16 protein-coding genes are annotated in these 15,867 nt (G+C 71.3%); 9 read left to right on the top strand and 7 right to left on the bottom strand.

The annotated features are described in order from the left end of the window. The first annotated feature begins 192 nt into the window (after window positions 1-192). Together BM085_RS39085 and BM085_RS39080 are read left to right on the top strand one after the other, a co-directional pair. Window positions 193-1,083 (top strand): TIGR03620 family F420-dependent LLM class oxidoreductase, encoded by an 891-nt coding sequence (locus BM085_RS39085; protein ID WP_093891810.1) that lies wholly within the window; start codon window positions 193-195, stop codon window positions 1,081-1,083. Between the two features lie 239 nt (window positions 1,084-1,322). Beyond that, window positions 1,323-2,186 carry a DMT family transporter gene (locus tag BM085_RS39080; protein WP_093891836.1) on the top strand — a complete coding sequence of 288 codons (864 nt, stop codon included), beginning with the start codon at window positions 1,323-1,325 and terminating at the stop codon, window positions 2,184-2,186. A 208-nt stretch (window positions 2,187-2,394) separates the two neighbouring features. Here BM085_RS39080 and BM085_RS39075 read toward each other — a convergent pair whose 3' ends face one another. Beyond that, window positions 2,395-3,642, bottom strand: coding sequence for an FAD-dependent oxidoreductase (locus BM085_RS39075; protein WP_093891809.1), 1,248 nt, complete (start codon window positions 3,640-3,642; stop codon window positions 2,395-2,397). A 73-nt stretch (window positions 3,643-3,715) separates the two neighbouring features. Between BM085_RS39075 and BM085_RS39070 the strand changes: the two genes are divergently transcribed. Next, window positions 3,716-4,354 (top strand): TetR/AcrR family transcriptional regulator, encoded by a 639-nt coding sequence (locus tag BM085_RS39070; RefSeq protein WP_093891808.1) that lies wholly within the window; start codon window positions 3,716-3,718, stop codon window positions 4,352-4,354. A gap of 69 nt (window positions 4,355-4,423) precedes the next feature. Here the strand turns inward: BM085_RS39070 and BM085_RS39065 are convergent, their stop codons facing one another. Beyond that, window positions 4,424-5,005, bottom strand: a complete 582-nt coding sequence (locus tag BM085_RS39065) for a GNAT family N-acetyltransferase (protein WP_093891807.1) — start codon at window positions 5,003-5,005, stop codon at window positions 4,424-4,426. 216 nt (window positions 5,006-5,221) lie between these two features. Here BM085_RS39065 and BM085_RS39060 point away from each other — a divergent pair, with 216 nt between their 5' ends. The 3 genes from BM085_RS39060 to BM085_RS39050 all read left to right on the top strand — a co-directional run bounded on the left by BM085_RS39060 (window position 5,222) and on the right by BM085_RS39050 (window position 8,986). Then, window positions 5,222-6,427 carry an acyl-CoA dehydrogenase family protein gene (locus BM085_RS39060; protein WP_093891806.1) on the top strand — a complete coding sequence of 402 codons (1,206 nt, stop codon included), beginning with the start codon at window positions 5,222-5,224 and terminating at the stop codon, window positions 6,425-6,427. 108 nt (window positions 6,428-6,535) lie between these two features. Continuing rightward, on the top strand, window positions 6,536-7,714 hold the full coding sequence (locus tag BM085_RS39055) for an acyl-CoA dehydrogenase family protein (RefSeq protein WP_245789954.1): 1,179 nt from the start codon (window positions 6,536-6,538) through the stop codon (window positions 7,712-7,714). A 171-nt stretch (window positions 7,715-7,885) separates the two neighbouring features. Next, window positions 7,886-8,986, top strand: coding sequence for an acyl-CoA dehydrogenase family protein (locus BM085_RS39050; protein ID WP_093891804.1), 1,101 nt, complete (start codon window positions 7,886-7,888; stop codon window positions 8,984-8,986). 79 nt (window positions 8,987-9,065) lie between these two features. Here the strand turns inward: BM085_RS39050 and BM085_RS39045 are convergent, their stop codons facing one another. From BM085_RS39045 to BM085_RS39030, 4 genes are all read right to left on the bottom strand, one after another. After that, complete coding sequence (locus BM085_RS39045; protein WP_093891803.1) at window positions 9,066-10,121, bottom strand: CU044_5270 family protein; 1,056 nt, start codon at window positions 10,119-10,121, stop codon at window positions 9,066-9,068. Then, on the bottom strand, window positions 10,114-10,674 hold the full coding sequence (locus BM085_RS39040) for an RNA polymerase sigma factor (protein ID WP_093891802.1): 561 nt from the start codon (window positions 10,672-10,674) through the stop codon (window positions 10,114-10,116). Before BM085_RS39040 ends, BM085_RS39045 begins: the two co-directional genes overlap by 8 nt. Before the next feature lie 271 nt (window positions 10,675-10,945). Further along, on the bottom strand, window positions 10,946-12,385 hold the full coding sequence (locus BM085_RS39035; RefSeq protein ID WP_093891801.1) for an MFS transporter: 1,440 nt from the start codon (window positions 12,383-12,385) through the stop codon (window positions 10,946-10,948). A gap of 180 nt (window positions 12,386-12,565) precedes the next feature. Beyond that, complete coding sequence (locus tag BM085_RS39030) at window positions 12,566-13,321, bottom strand: class I SAM-dependent methyltransferase (protein ID WP_093891800.1); 756 nt, start codon at window positions 13,319-13,321, stop codon at window positions 12,566-12,568. A gap of 72 nt (window positions 13,322-13,393) precedes the next feature. On the opposite strand from BM085_RS39030, the gene BM085_RS39025 reads away from it, so the two are divergent. Beyond that, window positions 13,394-13,963: a CGNR zinc finger domain-containing protein gene (locus tag BM085_RS39025; protein ID WP_093891799.1), complete on the top strand. Its 570-nt coding sequence runs from the start codon at window positions 13,394-13,396 to the stop codon at window positions 13,961-13,963. A gap of 69 nt (window positions 13,964-14,032) precedes the next feature. Beyond that, window positions 14,033-14,272, top strand: a complete 240-nt coding sequence (locus tag BM085_RS39020) for a hypothetical protein (RefSeq protein ID WP_093891798.1) — start codon at window positions 14,033-14,035, stop codon at window positions 14,270-14,272. 367 nt (window positions 14,273-14,639) lie between these two features. On the opposite strand, the gene BM085_RS39015 is transcribed toward BM085_RS39020, so the two are convergent. Then, the gene (locus tag BM085_RS39015; RefSeq protein WP_218158957.1) at window positions 14,640-15,305 is read right to left on the bottom strand and encodes a TetR/AcrR family transcriptional regulator; all 666 of its coding nucleotides are present in this window, start codon (window positions 15,303-15,305) and stop codon (window positions 14,640-14,642) included. A gap of 51 nt (window positions 15,306-15,356) precedes the next feature. Here BM085_RS39015 and BM085_RS39010 point away from each other — a divergent pair. Then, window positions 15,357-15,867: hypothetical protein (locus BM085_RS39010; protein WP_218158956.1), on the top strand; the 511-nt coding region annotated here is incomplete at its 3' end.

Here is a 15,867-nt window from a genome sequence, read left to right as displayed (position 1 = left end):
GCGGGGCAGGTCGGGTTCGCTCGCCCTGATCCGCCGTTCTCGGGCGGGGCGGGGACGAGCCGTCGTGTCGTGAGGTCGAGGAGTCCGCCGGCCGTTTTCTTCGCCGTTGCCAAGCGGAGCCTTCCTCCGTATCGTGGTTCTCGCGAAAGCGGAGGATGCCTCCGAATGGCTTGGGGTGAGGAGTGAACGGCGATGGACTCCGGGGAGACCAGAGACAGGCTCGGCGCGTACGGCGTGTGGATCGCGCCTATGACGCTGCTCAACACGCCGGTGCCTGTGCAACGCGAGCAGTTCGCGCGGATCGAACGGCTGGGATACCGATCACTGTGGACGGGCGAGCCGCCGCCCGCCGCGCCGGCCGCCGGGCGGGAGATCTTCATGCAGCTCGCGGTCGTCCTGGCCGCGACCGAGCGGCTGGTCGCCGGCGCGGGCATCGCCAACGTCGGCGCACGTCATCCGGCGGCCATGCACACGGCGGCGGCCACGCTCGCGGAGGTTCATCCGGGCCGGCTCGTGCTCGGGCTGGGCGGCCACCCTGGCGAGCGCCCCATCAGCGGCCTGCGCGACTACCTGGACGCCATGGACGAGGCCGCCGCCCGCCTCCTGCCCGGCATCGGCTATCCCCGCGTGCTGGCCGCGCTCGGCCCCAGGGCGCACCGGCTGGCCGCCGACCGGGCCGCCGGCGTGCACCCCTTTCTGCAGCCGGTCGAGCACACCGAGATCGCCCGTAAGTCGCTCGGGCCGGCCCCGCTGGTCATTCCGCACCAGGCCCTGGTCATCGATCCCGACCCCGGCGCGGCCAGGGAACGGATACGTGCGCTCCTGCGCGTCGGGCAGCGCAACGTCGAGACTCCGTACACGGCCAACTACCGCAGGCTCGGCTACGACGACGAAGACCTGGCAGGCGACCGCAGCGACCGGCTCGTGGACGCCACCCTGGCCTGGGGGGACGAGGACACGGTCGTTCGCCGCCTGCGCGCGCACCTGGACGCCGGGGCCGACCACGTCCTGTTGCATCCCCTGACCGGCGACCTGCCCTCGGCCGTCGACGAACTTGAACGGCTCGCGCCGCACCTGCGGTGAGGTCGGCGGGCGAGCCGGGGGAAGACGCAGGCCCGCCGCGCCGATCGGTCCGCTTGGTCCGCCAGATCCGCTCGATCCGCTCGGAAGTGCGGGGATGTGGCATGGATAGGGGGTGATGACCGAAAAGGGGTTTAATCTGGCTTGGGCGCCCCGTTACCCACTCGCCGGGCGCTCTAAGCTTGCGGGATGACCCGAGAATCATTTCTTTACGTATGCCTGATCACCCCTGGTGGGTGGCGATGACTTGGGTCGGGATGTCGATCGCTCTGGTCGGCGCGCTGGGTTACGCGCTGGGCGCGGCGCTCCAGCAGTTCGAGGCGGTCTCCGAGGGGGCCTCGCTCAAGCTGATGAGGCGGCCCCGCTGGTGGGTGGGCGGCGTGATCGGGTTCGCCGGGGCGTCCATGCACGCCATCGCGCTGAGCTTCGCGCCGCTGGTCGCGGTGCAGCCGATCAGCGTGGCGACGCTGGTGTTCGCCGTGCCGCTCGCCGCGATGCTGCACGGCAGGCGGCCGCACCGGGCGGAGATCGTCGGGTCGATCGCCGTGGCCGTCGGACTGCTCGGCCTGATGCTGCTCGTTCCCGTGCACGCCGTGACGCCGCACATGACGGGCGGGGAGGCGTTCGGCTTCCTGGCCTGCATCGGGCTGGTCGTGCTGGTGGCGCACCTGGCCGCGCGGAAGGCGGCGGGCTCGGCCAAGGCGCTGCTGCTGTCGGTCGGCGCCGGTGCCGTGACGGCCAGCGTGTCCACCTTCGTCCGGGTGGTGGGCGGCAACCTCAACGGTGACCTGCGCAACCTGCTGAGCTGGTTCACGGTCGCGGTCCCCGTGCTCCTGATCTGCGCGGTGGTGCTGCTGCAGAAGTCCTACGCGGTGGGCTATTTCGGCATCGCCTACGCGACGGTGCAGGTGATCGACCCCGTCACCTCGATCCTGGCCGGAGTGCTCCTGCTCGACGAGGCGATGCCGACCGGCCTGTCGAACGTGATTCCGGCGATCTTCGCCGCCGCGCTGCTGGTCTGGGGGACGATCACGCTGGGCAGGCTCTCCCCGGACCACAGCGGAGGCCAGACCTCCACCCGCGAGACGGCCTCGCTTCCGTCGTAGCCCGCCCTGTCGGCGCCCGCTCCGGTCGTGGCCTGTCCCCGCCGACGCTCGCGCCCGTCCTCGTCGACGCTCGCGCCCGTCCCCGCCGACGCTCGCGCCTGTCCCCGCCTGACCAGGCCGTCATCCGGTCAGGCGAGGGTTCGGTCGGGCTGTTGCCGGGTCAGCTCGTGGCCCGGTCAGGCCGTGGCCCGGTCTGGCTGTCAGCCGGTCAGCTCGTGGGAGGTGTCCAGCCGAGCACCTCGTCCATCGCGCCGGTCATGCGCCCCGGGGCCAGCCGCCAGGTGAGCGCCATCATCATGTCGCGCAGCCGTACGGCGAGCGGGTTGCGGAACTGGCTGGTCCGGCAGATCGTCGCGGACCGGGTCACGATCTTCGCGGTCCGCTCCAGCCGGGCGGCGGTGTAGCCCGCCAGCCCGGCACCCTCGCCCGCGAGGTGGGCCAGCACCACCGCGTCCTCGATCGCCTGGCAGGCGCCCTGCCCCATGTTGGGGGTCATGGCGTGGGCCGCGTCGCCCAGCAGCGCGACCTTGCCCCTGTGCATGGCGGGCAGCGGGGTGGCGAGGTGGTGGACGTCGTTCCTGAGCACGTTCTCCGACGAGGCGGCGGCGAGCAGCGCCGGGATCGGGGTGTGCCACTTTCCGAACAGGCGGAGCAGCTCGGCCCGCTGGTCGCCGCCGCCTCCACCGGCCGGGACCGTGTCGGTGGCGTAGCAGTAGGCCAGCCCTCCGGCCAGCGGCATGACCCCGAAGACCTTGCCGTCGCCCCAGCTCTCGAAGGTCTGGCCGGGGACGCCTCCGCCGGGGATGAGCACCCGCCAGCTCGTGACTCCGGAGTAACGCGGGCCGGGATGGCCGGGGAACAGCGCCGCCCTGATGGGGGAGTGGATGCCGTCGGCGGCCACCACCAGATCGGCCTCCACACCCTCCGCCCCGTCCGCCGGGCCGGTCTCCACACCCTCCGCTCCGGCCGCCATCCCGTCCGCCGCTCCGGTCTCCGTGCCGCTCGCCGGGCCGTCCGCCCGCTGGGTCCTCGGTCTCCCGGCCTCGACGGTCACCCGGCCGCTCTCCGGGTCCACCCCCGTCACCGTGGTGTTCAGCCGGATCGTGCCGGGGGCCAGGCGCGCCGAGAGCGCGTCGACCAGGTCCGCGCGGCGCAGCAGCACCACGGAGTCGCCGTGCCGGGCGGAGGTGGACTCCTCGGTGGTCTTCATCAGCCATCGGCCGTCCGCGCGCCGTACGCCGGCCTCGCCCTGGATCGCCGACAGCTCGCGGATCTCGTCGCCGACGCCGATCGTGTCCAGTGCCTTGAGGGCGTTGGCGGCGACGGCCAGCCCGGAGCCGACCGGCTCCAGGGACGATGCCCGCTCGAACACCGTCACGTCCCAGCCCCGCTGCTGCAGCGCCACCGCCGCCGTCAGCCCGCCGATCCCCGCCCCGACCACCACTGCGCGCGCCATCGCCTTCTCCCTCACTACGGATGTAGTGGACGTTACTACGCCTGTAGTTCAACTACAAATGTAGTATCGCTGGATGAAGTCCCAGCGTGCCGAACTCGTCGCGGAGACCGCCATCACCCTGCTCGCCGAGCGGGGCATGCGCGGCCTGACCCATCGGGCGGTGGACGAGACGGCCGGACTGCCGCCGGGGTCGACGTCCAATCTGGCCCGCACCCGCTCGGCGCTGCTGGAGCTGACCCTTGAGCGGCTCGCCGAGCTGGAGGTCGCCGCGTTCGAGGAGATCTTCGGTGCCGTCGGGCCGGACAGGCCGGACGCGGTGGGCGGGCCGGACGGGCCGAGCAGGCCGGACAGGCCGGACGAGTTGGGTGGACTGGGCGCGCTGGACGCGCTCACCGAGATGACGGCTCGGGCGCTGTGGGCGCAGCTGACCGTCGACCGCCGCCGGACGGTCGCCCGCTACGAGCTGGCCCTGGAAGCCACCCGCCGCCCCGAGCTCCGCAAGGTCTACGACGAGGTGGGGAGCCGTTTCCGCGACCCCGCGGCCGCGCTCCTCGCCGCCGCGGGATCGCCGGACCCGGTACGGCACGGCCGCCAGATGGTCGCCTTCGGTGAGGGAGTGATGTTCGACGCCATCGTCGGAGCCGGAGCCCAGCCGACCCTGGACGACCTCCGGCTCGGGATCGGGGAACTGCTGAAGGGGATGCTGGGCTGACGCCCCCCCAGGGCTGAAGCCCGGGGTCTCCCGGGGAGTTCCCGATGACCTCCGCCGGGCGTCCGGCCGTCAGCGCTCCAGCAGGCGGGCGCGGTGGGCGGGCCATTCGTCGTCGAGGATGCTGAAGTAGACGGTGTCGCGCCAGGTGCCGTCCGGGCGGCGGCGCTGGCGGCGCAGGACGCCCTCGTGGAGGCCGCCGATCCGCTGGATCGCGGCCTGGGAGCGGGTGTTGAGGTTGTCGGTCTTGAGCTGGACGCGGTTCACACCGAGCTTGTCGAAGGCGTAGTCGATCAGCAGGATCTTGCAGGCGGTGTTCACCGCCGAGCGCCACACGGCCCTGCCGTACCAGGTCCAGCCGATCTCGATGCTGTCGGCGTATCCCGGCGTGGCGATGTAGGTGGTCCAGCCGACCGCGCGGCCGGTCTCCCGGAGGATCACCGCGAACGGCACGTGCTCCGGGTCGCCGATCAGCCGCTCCGCCGTCCTGGCCAGCTCGTCCTCGGTGCGCGGCGTCGAGATCGGGAGCCAGCGCCACACCTCCTCGTCGCCGCCGGCGGCCAGGAACAGGTCGGGGACGTGGGCGAGGGTCAGCGGCTCAAGCCGTACGGCGTCGCCTTCCAGGGTGACGGGGGCAGGCATGTTCGCGGTCATGAGGTGACCCTAGGGTGAGCGGCGGACCTGCCAGAAGGTCCACTCGGGGGCGGTCCCCGGGGACCACTTCGCCGGCGGTCCGCCCGATCCCGCGGCCGGGCGCGGACGTCCTCGGCGGCCGCGAACGGCGCGGGCTTCACGGTGTCGGGCCGGGAAGGTGTGTCGACATCCATACCGTCCGGTCGGTACGCTCCTGGGAGACCGTGAGGAGAACCCATGGATTTCGCGTTCGACGCCACGACCGAGAAGCTGCGGGGACGGCTGCTCGACTTCATGGATGAGTGCGTCTACCCGGCGGAGGAGGCCTTCGAGGCCCAGGCGGCCGAGAGCGGATGGGCCAGCCCTCCGCTGATGGAGGATCTCAAACAGGAGGCGCGCGGACGGGGGCTGTGGAACCTGTTCCTGCCGGGCGAGCACGGTGCGGGGCTGACCAACCTGCAGTACGCGCCGCTGGCCGAGATCATGGGCCGCTCGCCCCGGCTCGCCCCCACCGCGACCAACTGCGCCGCCCCGGACACCGGCAACATGGAAGTGCTGTCCATGTTCGGCAGCGACTGGCAGCGCAAGGAGTGGCTGGAGCCGCTGCTGCGGGGGGAGATCCGGTCGGCGTTCGCGATGACCGAGCCGGACACCGCGTCGTCGGACGCCACGAACATCGCCCTGTCGATCGTCCGGGACGGCTCCGAGTACGTGATCAACGGGCGCAAGTGGTTCGCCTCCGGGGCGATGAACCCGGCCTGCAAGATCTTCATCGTGATGGGGAAGACCGACCCGGAGGCCTCCTCGCACCGGCAGCAGTCCATGATCCTGGTGCCGCGCGACACGCCCGGCATGGACGTACGGCGGGGCATGCACGTGTTCGGCTACTCCGACGCCGACCACGGCGGGCACGCCGAGATCGTCTTCGAGGACGTCAGGGTGCCGGCGGACAACCTGATCGGCGAGGAGGGCGGCGGCTTCGCGATCGCCCAGGCGCGCCTCGGGCCGGGACGGATCCACCACTGCATGCGGCTGATCGGCATGGCCGAGCGGGCCGTCGAGCTGATGTGCGTCCGGACCCTGTCCCGGAGCGCGTTCGGCAGGCCGATCGCCCAGCAGGGCGTCGTCCAGGACTGGATCGCCGAATCGCGGGTGCGGATCGAGCAGCTCCGCCTGCTCGTGCTGAAGACCGCCTGGCTGATGGACACCGTCGGCAACCGGGGCGCCCACACCGAGATCCAGGCCATCAAGATCGCCACCCCGCGTGACGTGGAGTGGATCCTGGACAAGGCCATCCAGGCCCACGGCGCCGGAGGCGTCAGCCAGGACTTCCCGCTGGCGGGCCTGTGGGCGGGCGCGCGGTCCCTGCGGCTCGCCGACGGGCCCGACGAGGTGCACAAGCGCTCCCTCGCCTACCGCGAACTCAAGAAGCACATGACCTGAAGCCCCTGTCCCCGATCGCCCGCTCCGCCGTACCGGCGTCACCATGGTGGGGCGCGGGATCTCCCGTGTCCGAGCCGGGGACGGGAATCGGATCCATCCATGAAGGGAATGTCCGTGGCGTTGGACGAAGAGACGATCAGGGAGCGCGCCGTCGCGTTCCTGGCCGGGCACGATCCCGGGGACCGGCTGGAGTTCCTGCGGGCCCGGTTCGACGCGGGGCTGGCCTGGGTGCACTTCCCCGAAGGGCTCGGCGGGCTCGGCGCTCCGCGAGAGCTGCAGAACGTGGTGGAGCGGGAGCTGGCGGGGACCCCGCAGCTCGACACCGGGGTGCAGGGGATCGGGCTGGGCATGGCCGCGCCGACCATCCTGACCTTCGGCACCGAGGAGCAGCGCGGGCGGTTCCTGCGGCCGCTGTGGACGGGCGAGGAGATCTGGTGCCAGCTCTTCAGCGAGCCCGGCGCGGGGTCGGACCTGGCGACACTCGGCACGCGGGCGGTCCGCGACGGCGACGAGTGGGTCGTGGACGGTCAGAAGGTGTGGACCTCCGGCGCCCACCACTCCCGCTGGGCGATCCTGGTCGCCCGGACCGACCCGGACCTGCCCAAACACCGGGGGCTCACCTACTTCGTGTGCGACATGCACGCCCCCGGCGTCGAGGTCAGGCCGCTGCGGCAGATCACCGGGGAGGCCGAGTTCAACGAGGTCTTCCTCACGGGCGTACGGCTCGACGACTCCCTGCGGCTCGGTGAGGTGGGCGACGGGTGGCGGGTCGCCCAGACCACGCTGATGAACGAGCGCGTGGCGATCGGCGGTGCGCCGGTCCGGCGGGGCGGCGGCATGGTCGGCGTGGTCGCCGAGACCTGGCGGTCCCGGCCCGAACTGCGCACCCACGACCTGCACCAGCGGCTGCTCCGGCTCTGGGTGGAGGCGGAGGTGACGCGGCTGGCCGGGGCGCGGCTGCGCGAGCAGCTGTCCGCCGGGCAGCCGGGACCGGAGGGCTCGGGCATGAAGCTCTCCTTCGCCTCGCTCAACCAGGCGCTGTCCGGGCTGGACGTGGAACTGCGCGGGGAGGAGGGGCTCGGCTACGACGACTGGACCTTCCGCCGCTCCGACAGCGTGGACTTCTTCGGCAGGGGGCCCGGATACCGCTATCTGCGCGCCAAGGGGAACTCGATCGAGGGCGGCACCTCGGAGATCCTGCGCAACATCGTGGCCGAACGGGTGCTCGGCCTGCCGTCGGAACCCCGCGTCGACAAGGACGTGCCCTGGAAGGACCTGCCCCGATGACGCGGAGCGAGCCCGACGCAGTGAGCGGAGTGGTCCGCGAGGGACGAGTGGCCCGCGTAGTGAATGAGGAGGGTGAGCGACTGATAACGGGGAGCGAGCCCGACGCAGTGAGCGGAGTGGTCCGCGAGGGACGAGTGGCCCGCGTAGTGAATGAGGAGTGGTGAGCGACCGATGACGCTGTTGTATACCGAGGTCGAGGAGGAGCTGCGGGCCTCCGTGCGGGATCTGCTCGCCGACCGCTGCGGCTCCGACGCCGTGCTCAGGCGGGTCGAGTCCGCCTCGCCGTACGACATGGATCTGTGGAAGACGCTGTCGCGGGAGATCGGCGTGGCGGGGCTGCTCGTGCCGGAGGAGTACGGCGGGGCGGGGGCGTCGGCGCGGGAGGTCGCGGTGGTGCTGGAGGAGCTGGGGCGGGCGGTGGCGCCGGTCCCGTTCCTCACCAGCTCGGTGCTCGCGACCTCGGCGCTGATCGGGACCGGGGACGAACTGCTGGGCAGGCTCGCGGCCGGAGAGGTCACGGTGGCGCTGGCGGTGTCGTTCGCGGCCTCGCCGTACCGGCCGGCCGGGAGTGTGACCGTCCGGGACGGCGTGCTGAGCGGGCAGGTGCGCGCGGTCGCGGGAGCCGATGTCGCCGATGTGCTGCTGGTGCCGGCCGGTGGCGGGCTGTACGCCGTGGACACGGCCGACGCGACAGTGGAGGCCGTCGCCTCGCTCGACCTGACCCGGCCGATCGCGACGGTGACGCTGTCGTCCGCGCCGGGCCGGGAGATCGCCGGCGCCGACGTACGGCGGGCCCTGGTCACCGGGGCGGGGCTGCTCGCCTCCGAGCAGCTCGGGGTCGCCGAGTGGTGCCTGGGCACGACGCTCGCCTACATCAAGGAGCGCCACCAGTTCGCCCGGCCGGTCGGCTCCTTCCAGGCGATCAAGCACCGGATGGCCGACCTCTGGCTGGACGTGGTCCGTGCCCGCGCGGCGGCGAGGAACGCCGCCGACCTGCTGGCGGCGGTCCCGCACATCGCGACGGACGCCGCCGGCGCGGCGGCGGCCGAGGCGGGTGAGCTGGCGGCGGCGGTGGCCAAGTCCTGGTGCTCGGAGGTGGCGCTGCGCGTCGCCGAGGAGGCGGTGCAGCTCCACGGCGGGATCGGGATGACCTGGGAGCACCCGGTGCACCTGTACCTCAAGCGCGCGAAGTCCACGGAGATCGCGCTCGGCACCCCCGGCGCCCACCGGGACGCCCTGGCGGTCCTGGCGGATCTGCCCGCTCCCGCCTGACCTCGTCCTTTCCCTACCGGCTGCGCGGCTCTGCCCGGCTACGGCGCCCCCGCGTCCGTGGCCGGGCATGATCAGCCTCTTACTCGGCCGAGGGGGCCGCCGGCTCGGAGTCGGTCCAGCCGGACTCCAGCACCACCTCGGTGCTGTTGTTCTTGTCCGGCACGCCGGCGTTCAGGAAGGCCAGCACCATTGAGGTGTCCGGATCGATGATCAACCTGTTCGGGGTGGACTGGTCGTACAGGCTGGGGAACGCGATCGCGACGCCCGGTCTGCCTTGCGGGTCCTTGGTGTGACCCTCCACTTTCACGAAGGGCAGCGCCGCCAGTGCCCGGTACGCGGCGCCCCGCACCTCCGGAGCGGTGGGCAGTTCGTACAGTAGTGACGCCAACGCCATCGGCAGGTGGTCGTCCGCGGAGCGCTCGACCCCGACATGGAGGGCCTCCAGCGTCCGGTTCTTCAGAGCCTCGGGGTCGGTGGGCAGCGCCTTGATCTCTTCCAGAGTCAGCTGCTCGCCGCTGAACCGGAACTTCTTCTTGTCCTGGAACGAGCCCAGATGCCCTTCGCCTGGCGAGGTGGAGAAGGCGCCGTGATCCATCCTCCCTTCGCTTGGCGAGATGGAGGAGTCACCGCGCTCCGCCTTCCATTCGGTCGGCGAGCCGTCGCGGCGCCAGGCCTCCTCGTCGAGGGGGCGTGTGGCCAGATTCTTGTAGCCGGTCCAGGCCCGGCCCTCCTCGGAGATCCAGTCCTCAGTGATGCTGGAGCTCTCCAGTTGATAGGTGTCGCCCTTCTTGCCGTACGGCTTGGCCCACCGGATCGTGTTCAGCCGCTTGACATGCCAGTAGGCGCCCTCGGGAGCGGCCTCGGCCCTGGCCGCGGCGGCCAGCAGGATCGAGTGACCGGACAGGGCGATCGTGCTGTTCCCGGGGGAGGGGGAGAGCTCGGGGGCGGAGGTTGTCAGGCCGGGTACGAAGACCGCCGCCGCGACCGCGGCCGCCGTGGCGAGTCCCGCGACACCGGCCTGCCACGGCAGGCGTCGCCTGGTCGCCGCGCGCATCCGTGCCTGCACCCTCGTCTTCGCGAACGGGTCGTCGTCGGGCCGGCCGTACAGCTCGCGGACCTTGGTGAGCTCATCCATGGTTGGCCTCCATCGGGTTGGTGCCGCCCAGGGCGGCGCGGATCTTGGCTCGGGCGCGGCTCAGCCGTGAGCCGACCGTGCCGTAGGAGATGCCGAGCGCGGCGGCGATCTCCTCGTGGCTCAGTCCCGCCAGGGCCGTCAGAAGCAGGACGTCGCGCTCGCCCCGTCCGAGACGGGCGATGGCCTCGGCGAGGGCGGGGCGCAGGCTCTCGGCGCTGACCTGGGCCGCCACGCGTTCCTCGTGGCTGGGCGCGTCGACAGGGGGGCCGTGCCTGTCCACGGCGCGCAGCGTGCGGACCTCGGTTCTGCGGTGCTTGTGAATGAGGTTGGTGACGATGCCGTACAGCCAGGTTCTGACGCCGGCCTTGGCGGGGTCGTACCGCGCCCGCTTGCGGAACGCCGTCAGGAACGCCTCAGCGACCACGTCCTCGGCCGGTCCGGGGCCGAGTCGCTGGACGACGTAGCGGTGGATCTCGCTGAAGTAGGCGTCGAAGACAGCGGAGAAGTCGTCAAGCGACTGGTCCGGCGGCCGTTCGACCGGCGTGGTTGTCATCGAGAACCTCTCGTGGGCGAATGTCGGTCATGGGGTATCACCCGATGGGCCGATTCGCTTTCCCGATCACCGGAAGAGGGGGAGATCGCCCTCCGGGTTCGGTGGGCCACCGAGGCGCCGTGTGAGCGGGTCTCCGGCCGCCGGGGGAGGCGTAGGGCGGATCCGGAAAGCATAAAGCCCCTGGTAGACCTCATGCTGCGAGCATGAGGCCGACCGAGGGGCTTCGGCTGGGCGCGATCGGGGTAGGCGGCGACCGCCTACCGGTGAAGGCTCAGTGGACCGGTTCCGCGTCCTCGCGGGCCTGCCGGGGCAGCAGGAAACCGACCAGGAAGGTCAGCGCGACCATCCCGGCGACGACCCAGAAGGTGCTCCGCGCGGCGGCGGTGGGGTCGCCGCCCGTCGCGCCGAAGAAGACGGTGCCGAGCAGGGCCACGCCGAGCGCCGCCCCGACCTGCTGGAGCGCGGTGAGCGTGCCGGAGGCGGAGCCGGTCTCGTGCGGCTCGACACCGGCCAGCGCGATCTCGAAGTACGGGCCCATGATCAGTCCCGATCCCAGGCCGGTGACCAGCAGGGCGGGGGCGAGCTGCCAGGGGCCGACCTCCGGGCCGAGCAGCAGCAGGAGGGCGATCACGCCGACCGTCATGATCGCGGCACCCGCGTGCAGCACCCTGCGGCCGTGCCTCCTGACCGCCTGCATGGCGCCCATTCCGATGATCATGCCCACCGAGAGCGGGACGCCGGCCAGACCGGCCTTCAGCGGGGTGTAGCCGAGGCCGAGCTGCGTGTAGAGGTTGAAGACCAGGCCGAATCCGCTGAAGGCGGCGAAGTAGATCGTCCCGGTGAACATGCCGCCGATGAACGCGCGCTTGCGGAACAGGCTCGGCGCGATCAGCGGGTCGCCGCCCCTGCTGTTCTTGCGCGACTCGTACCAGCCGAAGAGCGCGAACACCGCCACGGAGCCGGCCATCATCACGAACGTCCAGGCCGGCCAGTCGTGCTCACGGCCCTGGACCAGCGGGAAGACGATCATCAGCGAGCCGAGGGAGGCCAGGAGCGCGCCGGGGAGGTCGAGCTTGAGCGAGCGGGTCGGCCGGCCGGCGGGCAGGAACCTCACCGCGGCCAGCACCGTGAGCAGGCCGATCGGCAGGTTGATCAGGAAGATCATGCGCCAGCCGGTGCCGAAGAAGTCGGCGTCGACCAGCCAGCCCGCCAGGATCGGGCCGCCTATCGCGGACAGTCCCATGATCGGGCCGAACGCGCCGAAGGCCGCCTGCAGCTCCTTGGGCGGGAACATCTCCTTCATCATGCCGAGCCCCTGCGGGACCATCGCGGCGCCGAACAGGCCTTGGACCACGCGGGCGGCGATTATGGTCTCCGGTGAGACGGCCACCGCGCAGAACAGCGAGCCGACCACGAAGCCGGCCGCGCCGATGAGGAACATCCGCTTGCGGCCCACGATGTCGCCCAGCCGCCCGCCGGTGAGCAGGCCGGCGGTCATGGCCAGTGTGTACGCCACGCCGAGCCACTGGATCATCGAGGTTCCGCCGCCGAGGTCGGCCTGCATCGTCGGGCCGGCGATGTTGGTGACGGTGGCGTCGAGGAGCTCCATCACGGAGCCGGCGAGGATCACGAAGAGCGCGGGCCAGCGCCACCTGTACGGCGTGGGCTCGGTGGCTTCCCGGGCATCCGGGCGGATGTCGAGGGTGGTCATTGCTCCTCCAGAGCCTGGCGTGCGGGGGATATGTGAACGCTTCCGGTTCCCCGTCGCGGTCACAGGTCCCACGTTATGCCGGGTGTAGGTCATCTCCTGTCCTATATGACGCCGATGCCGGGACATGGTGGGAACCGGCCGCCGGACGCCGTGAGACCCGGCCTCCAGCGGCCGGCCGGATCAGCCGCGGACGGCGCAGAGGAGCCGGTTGTTGCCGCGCTGCCACAGGGAGCCGATCTCGGTGAAGCCGGCGTCGCGGAGGGCGTTGACATGCTCGGAGAGCAGGGGCGACTCCGAGCCGTGGTGGTCGGCGCCCGCGGTGGCGCGTTCGGCGTGGAGCTCGGTGAAGGCGGGGTCGGCGGCGACCGCGTCCCACCACTGGCGCCAGTCTTCGGGGCGCCGGCCGGCGAACACGCGCTCGGTCTCCCGGTCGTGCACGGCGCGTTCGAGGCGGGCGATGGCCGGAGCGGTGTCGTCGGTCTCCATGTGGTCGCCGTTGAGCAGGAGCCCGCCCGGACGCAGCACGGCGGCCAGCTCGGCGTACATCTTCGCGAGATCCGGCCCGGAGATCCAGTGCAACGCGGTGGTGCTCACCGCGACATCGGCCGGTCCCTCCAGGCCCAGGGAGTCGGTCCATCCGGGTGTGCGCAGGTCGACGGAGACGAACCTGAGGTGCGGGTAGGCGGCCCGGCCGAGGCCGAGCAGCAGCGGATCCGCGTCGACCGGGACCACCGTCGCCCCGGGCAGCCGCTCCAGAAGGCGGGCGGACAGTGAGCCCGGCCCGCAGCCGAGGTCGATGACCAGCGGATCGGGGCGGCCCGCCGCCTCGACGGCGTCGATCAGCGCGGTGAAACGCTCCTCGCGGTCGGGCAGGTAGCCCTCCTGCTGGCGATCCCAGCGTGCGATCCACTCGAGTGCGGCATCGTGGGTGAGCACAATCGTCTCCTTGTGACTGTCGTCTAAGCTTGTGGCAGTCACAAAGTAAAACGTGAGGATGTAACTGGTCAAGTGGATTTCAACAGTCACGCCGATGCGATCGTCCGGGTGGCGGTGGGCCTGGTCAACGAGCTGACCCCCGGGGAGCGGCGGGGACGGGCCTTCCCGCTGCCGAGAGATCTCGCCGCCGCCGCCGCCGAGGGCCTGCGCACCGGCTACCCGAATCACCGGGAGGTCACCGAAGGGGAGGCCGGTGAGCTCGCCGAGATCGCGGCGCGGCTGCGCGGGGTCTTCGACGCCGTCGCGACGGGAGACGTCGACGCGGCGGCCATGCAGGTCAACGGTCTTCTTGAGGAGACCCGCGCCCGGCCGCTGCTCGACCGGCACGACGGAGAGCCGTGGCATCTGCACTTCCACGGCCCCGGCGGCACCATGGCCGGCGACTGGGCGGCGAGCTGCGCCACCGGGCTCGCGATCGTGCTGGGGAGCGAGTTCCACGACCGCCTCGGCGTGTGTACGGCGCCGCACTGTGATCGGGTGTACGTGGACGTGTCCCGCAACGGCACCCGCCGGTTCTGCGGCACCGCCTGCCAGAACCGCGTCAAGACCGCGGCCTTCCGCGCCAGGGGCAGAGTCCCGTGAGGGCACGCTCCCGGCGCAGCGCGGGAACGAGGAAAGCTGCTCATCCCGGTCAGGGGAAGGTCTCGTTCGATGCTTGAAGCCGAACGCTTGTACGCCGCAGCAACGCTTGTCCAGGATCTGCGCCGAGGCGGTCGCACCCACGATCTGGCCGAGCCGGTCTGGTATCGCCTGCAAGACCGGGGACTCCTGGAGGATGATCAGTTGACCGACGGCCTCCGGCAGATGGAGCAGGGCGAGGGCCGTCCGTGGCAGGAGATCAAGGCCGAGTGGAGCTCCAAGAACTCGGAGCCGGCAGCCGGTGAAGACTGAGGTCTATCTCTCGGTACTCCCGGAGAAACAGGCCGAGACCTTGCGCAGGGCGGATCCAGACCTGTCTGAAATCGATGACCTAGTGGCCCGTTGCCGGGATCTCGCCAAGCCGTCTCGTCGGCGGCGTAAGCGTGCCAACTGACGGACCCCTGCTGGAACGGCGATCAGATAGCGAGAGGGGCCGGTGTCCAGGAGACCGTTTCGGCCGCGTCGGCGAGCTGCGGCAAGTCCGTGACCTTCCCCGGCGGGGACTGGACGTGTCCCGCCTGTGTGAGAGGTCGTGGAAAAACCCCGGGGCCGGCGGAGGAAGGCCCTGCGGCTCTGATCGCCCCGACCATGAGCGGCGTCTGACGCTCGCCGGCGATCGTCACGGCCTTGACCGGCCATCAGGAGCAACCGAACGTTCATCGGCGACAGCGGGGACTCGGTCGGACGGGAGCGGTTGGTGGGCCGCGGATCGGAGTGCGGCACAGACGAACCGGGCGAGTCGTTCGGGCAGGTCGTGCGGGTCATGGTGGGAGATGAACAGCCAGGACAACACAGTGCCGCCGAACATCGCGTGGAACAGGTCGATGTCAGGCAGCCGCTCCAGCTCGCCGCGCCGCACTGCTCGCTCCAGCAGCTCGGCGTTGCCGGCCCGTTCCGGGTCCACGAAGGTCGTGGTGAACCGTTCGGCGAGTGTCGGATCGGCTGCGATCTCGCCGAGCAGGCTCATCAATGCGCCGGCGGCCGCGGGATTGCTCAAATGGCCGACGATCACCCGCGCCAGCGCGGTCAGGTCCCCGAGCAGCGACCCGGTGTCGGGCGGAACCTCCAGCACTTCTCCGTGGACGACCGCGGCGAAGATCATCTCGTGCTTGGTGGCATACCGCCGGTAGATCGAGGCTTTGCCGATCCCGGCGCACTCGGCCACGGCGGCCACCGTCAGACCCGCGTATCCGACCTCGCCCAGGAGTTTCCGAACGGCTGCGGTGATGGCCTCGTCCACCCGGCTGTCGCGTGGCCGTCCGACCTGTTGCCCGTTGTGCTCCATCCCATCATTATACGAGACTATAGTTTCGAAACTACAGTCTCGAAAGGATTGATGATGATCAAGGATGCGGCGGTGCTCCCACCTTCGATCGACACCGAACGGCCGGTCCCGCGCTGGGCCGTCGGGGTGGCGCACGTCGTGCCCCTGCTCGCGCTGCCGTCGAGTCTGTGGCGGATCGGTCTGGCCCTGGGACTTCCGCTCGGCTACACCGAGCAGGGCCTGCGCGACCTGGTCGGCACGACCGCGTGGGGGCCGCTGTACCTGATCGCCCTCTCCGCGCTGACCGAAGCCGCGGCCCTGCTCACTCTCGGCCTGGTGCGACGCTGGGGCGAAGTGGTGCCGCGCTGGATCCCGCTGCTCGGCGGCCGGACGATCCCGCGCCTGGCCGTCACCGTGCCCGCCTGGTTCGGCGTCGGGGTTCTCGCCCTGCTGTGGACCCCGTTCCTGTTCTGGTGGACGCTGCCGCACCCCGGCATGACCGTGACCGGACGTCTGCTCGTCGGGTTCATCTACCTGCCGCTGGTGGCGTGGGCCCCGCTCCTCGCCGCCGTCACGCTTTCCT

The organism is Streptosporangium canum, from assembly GCF_900113865.1.
In the GTDB taxonomy this organism is placed as follows: Bacteria; Actinomycetota; Actinomycetes; order Streptosporangiales; family Streptosporangiaceae; genus Streptosporangium; species Streptosporangium canum.
This window is presented reverse-complemented; position numbering and strand designations above follow the sequence as displayed.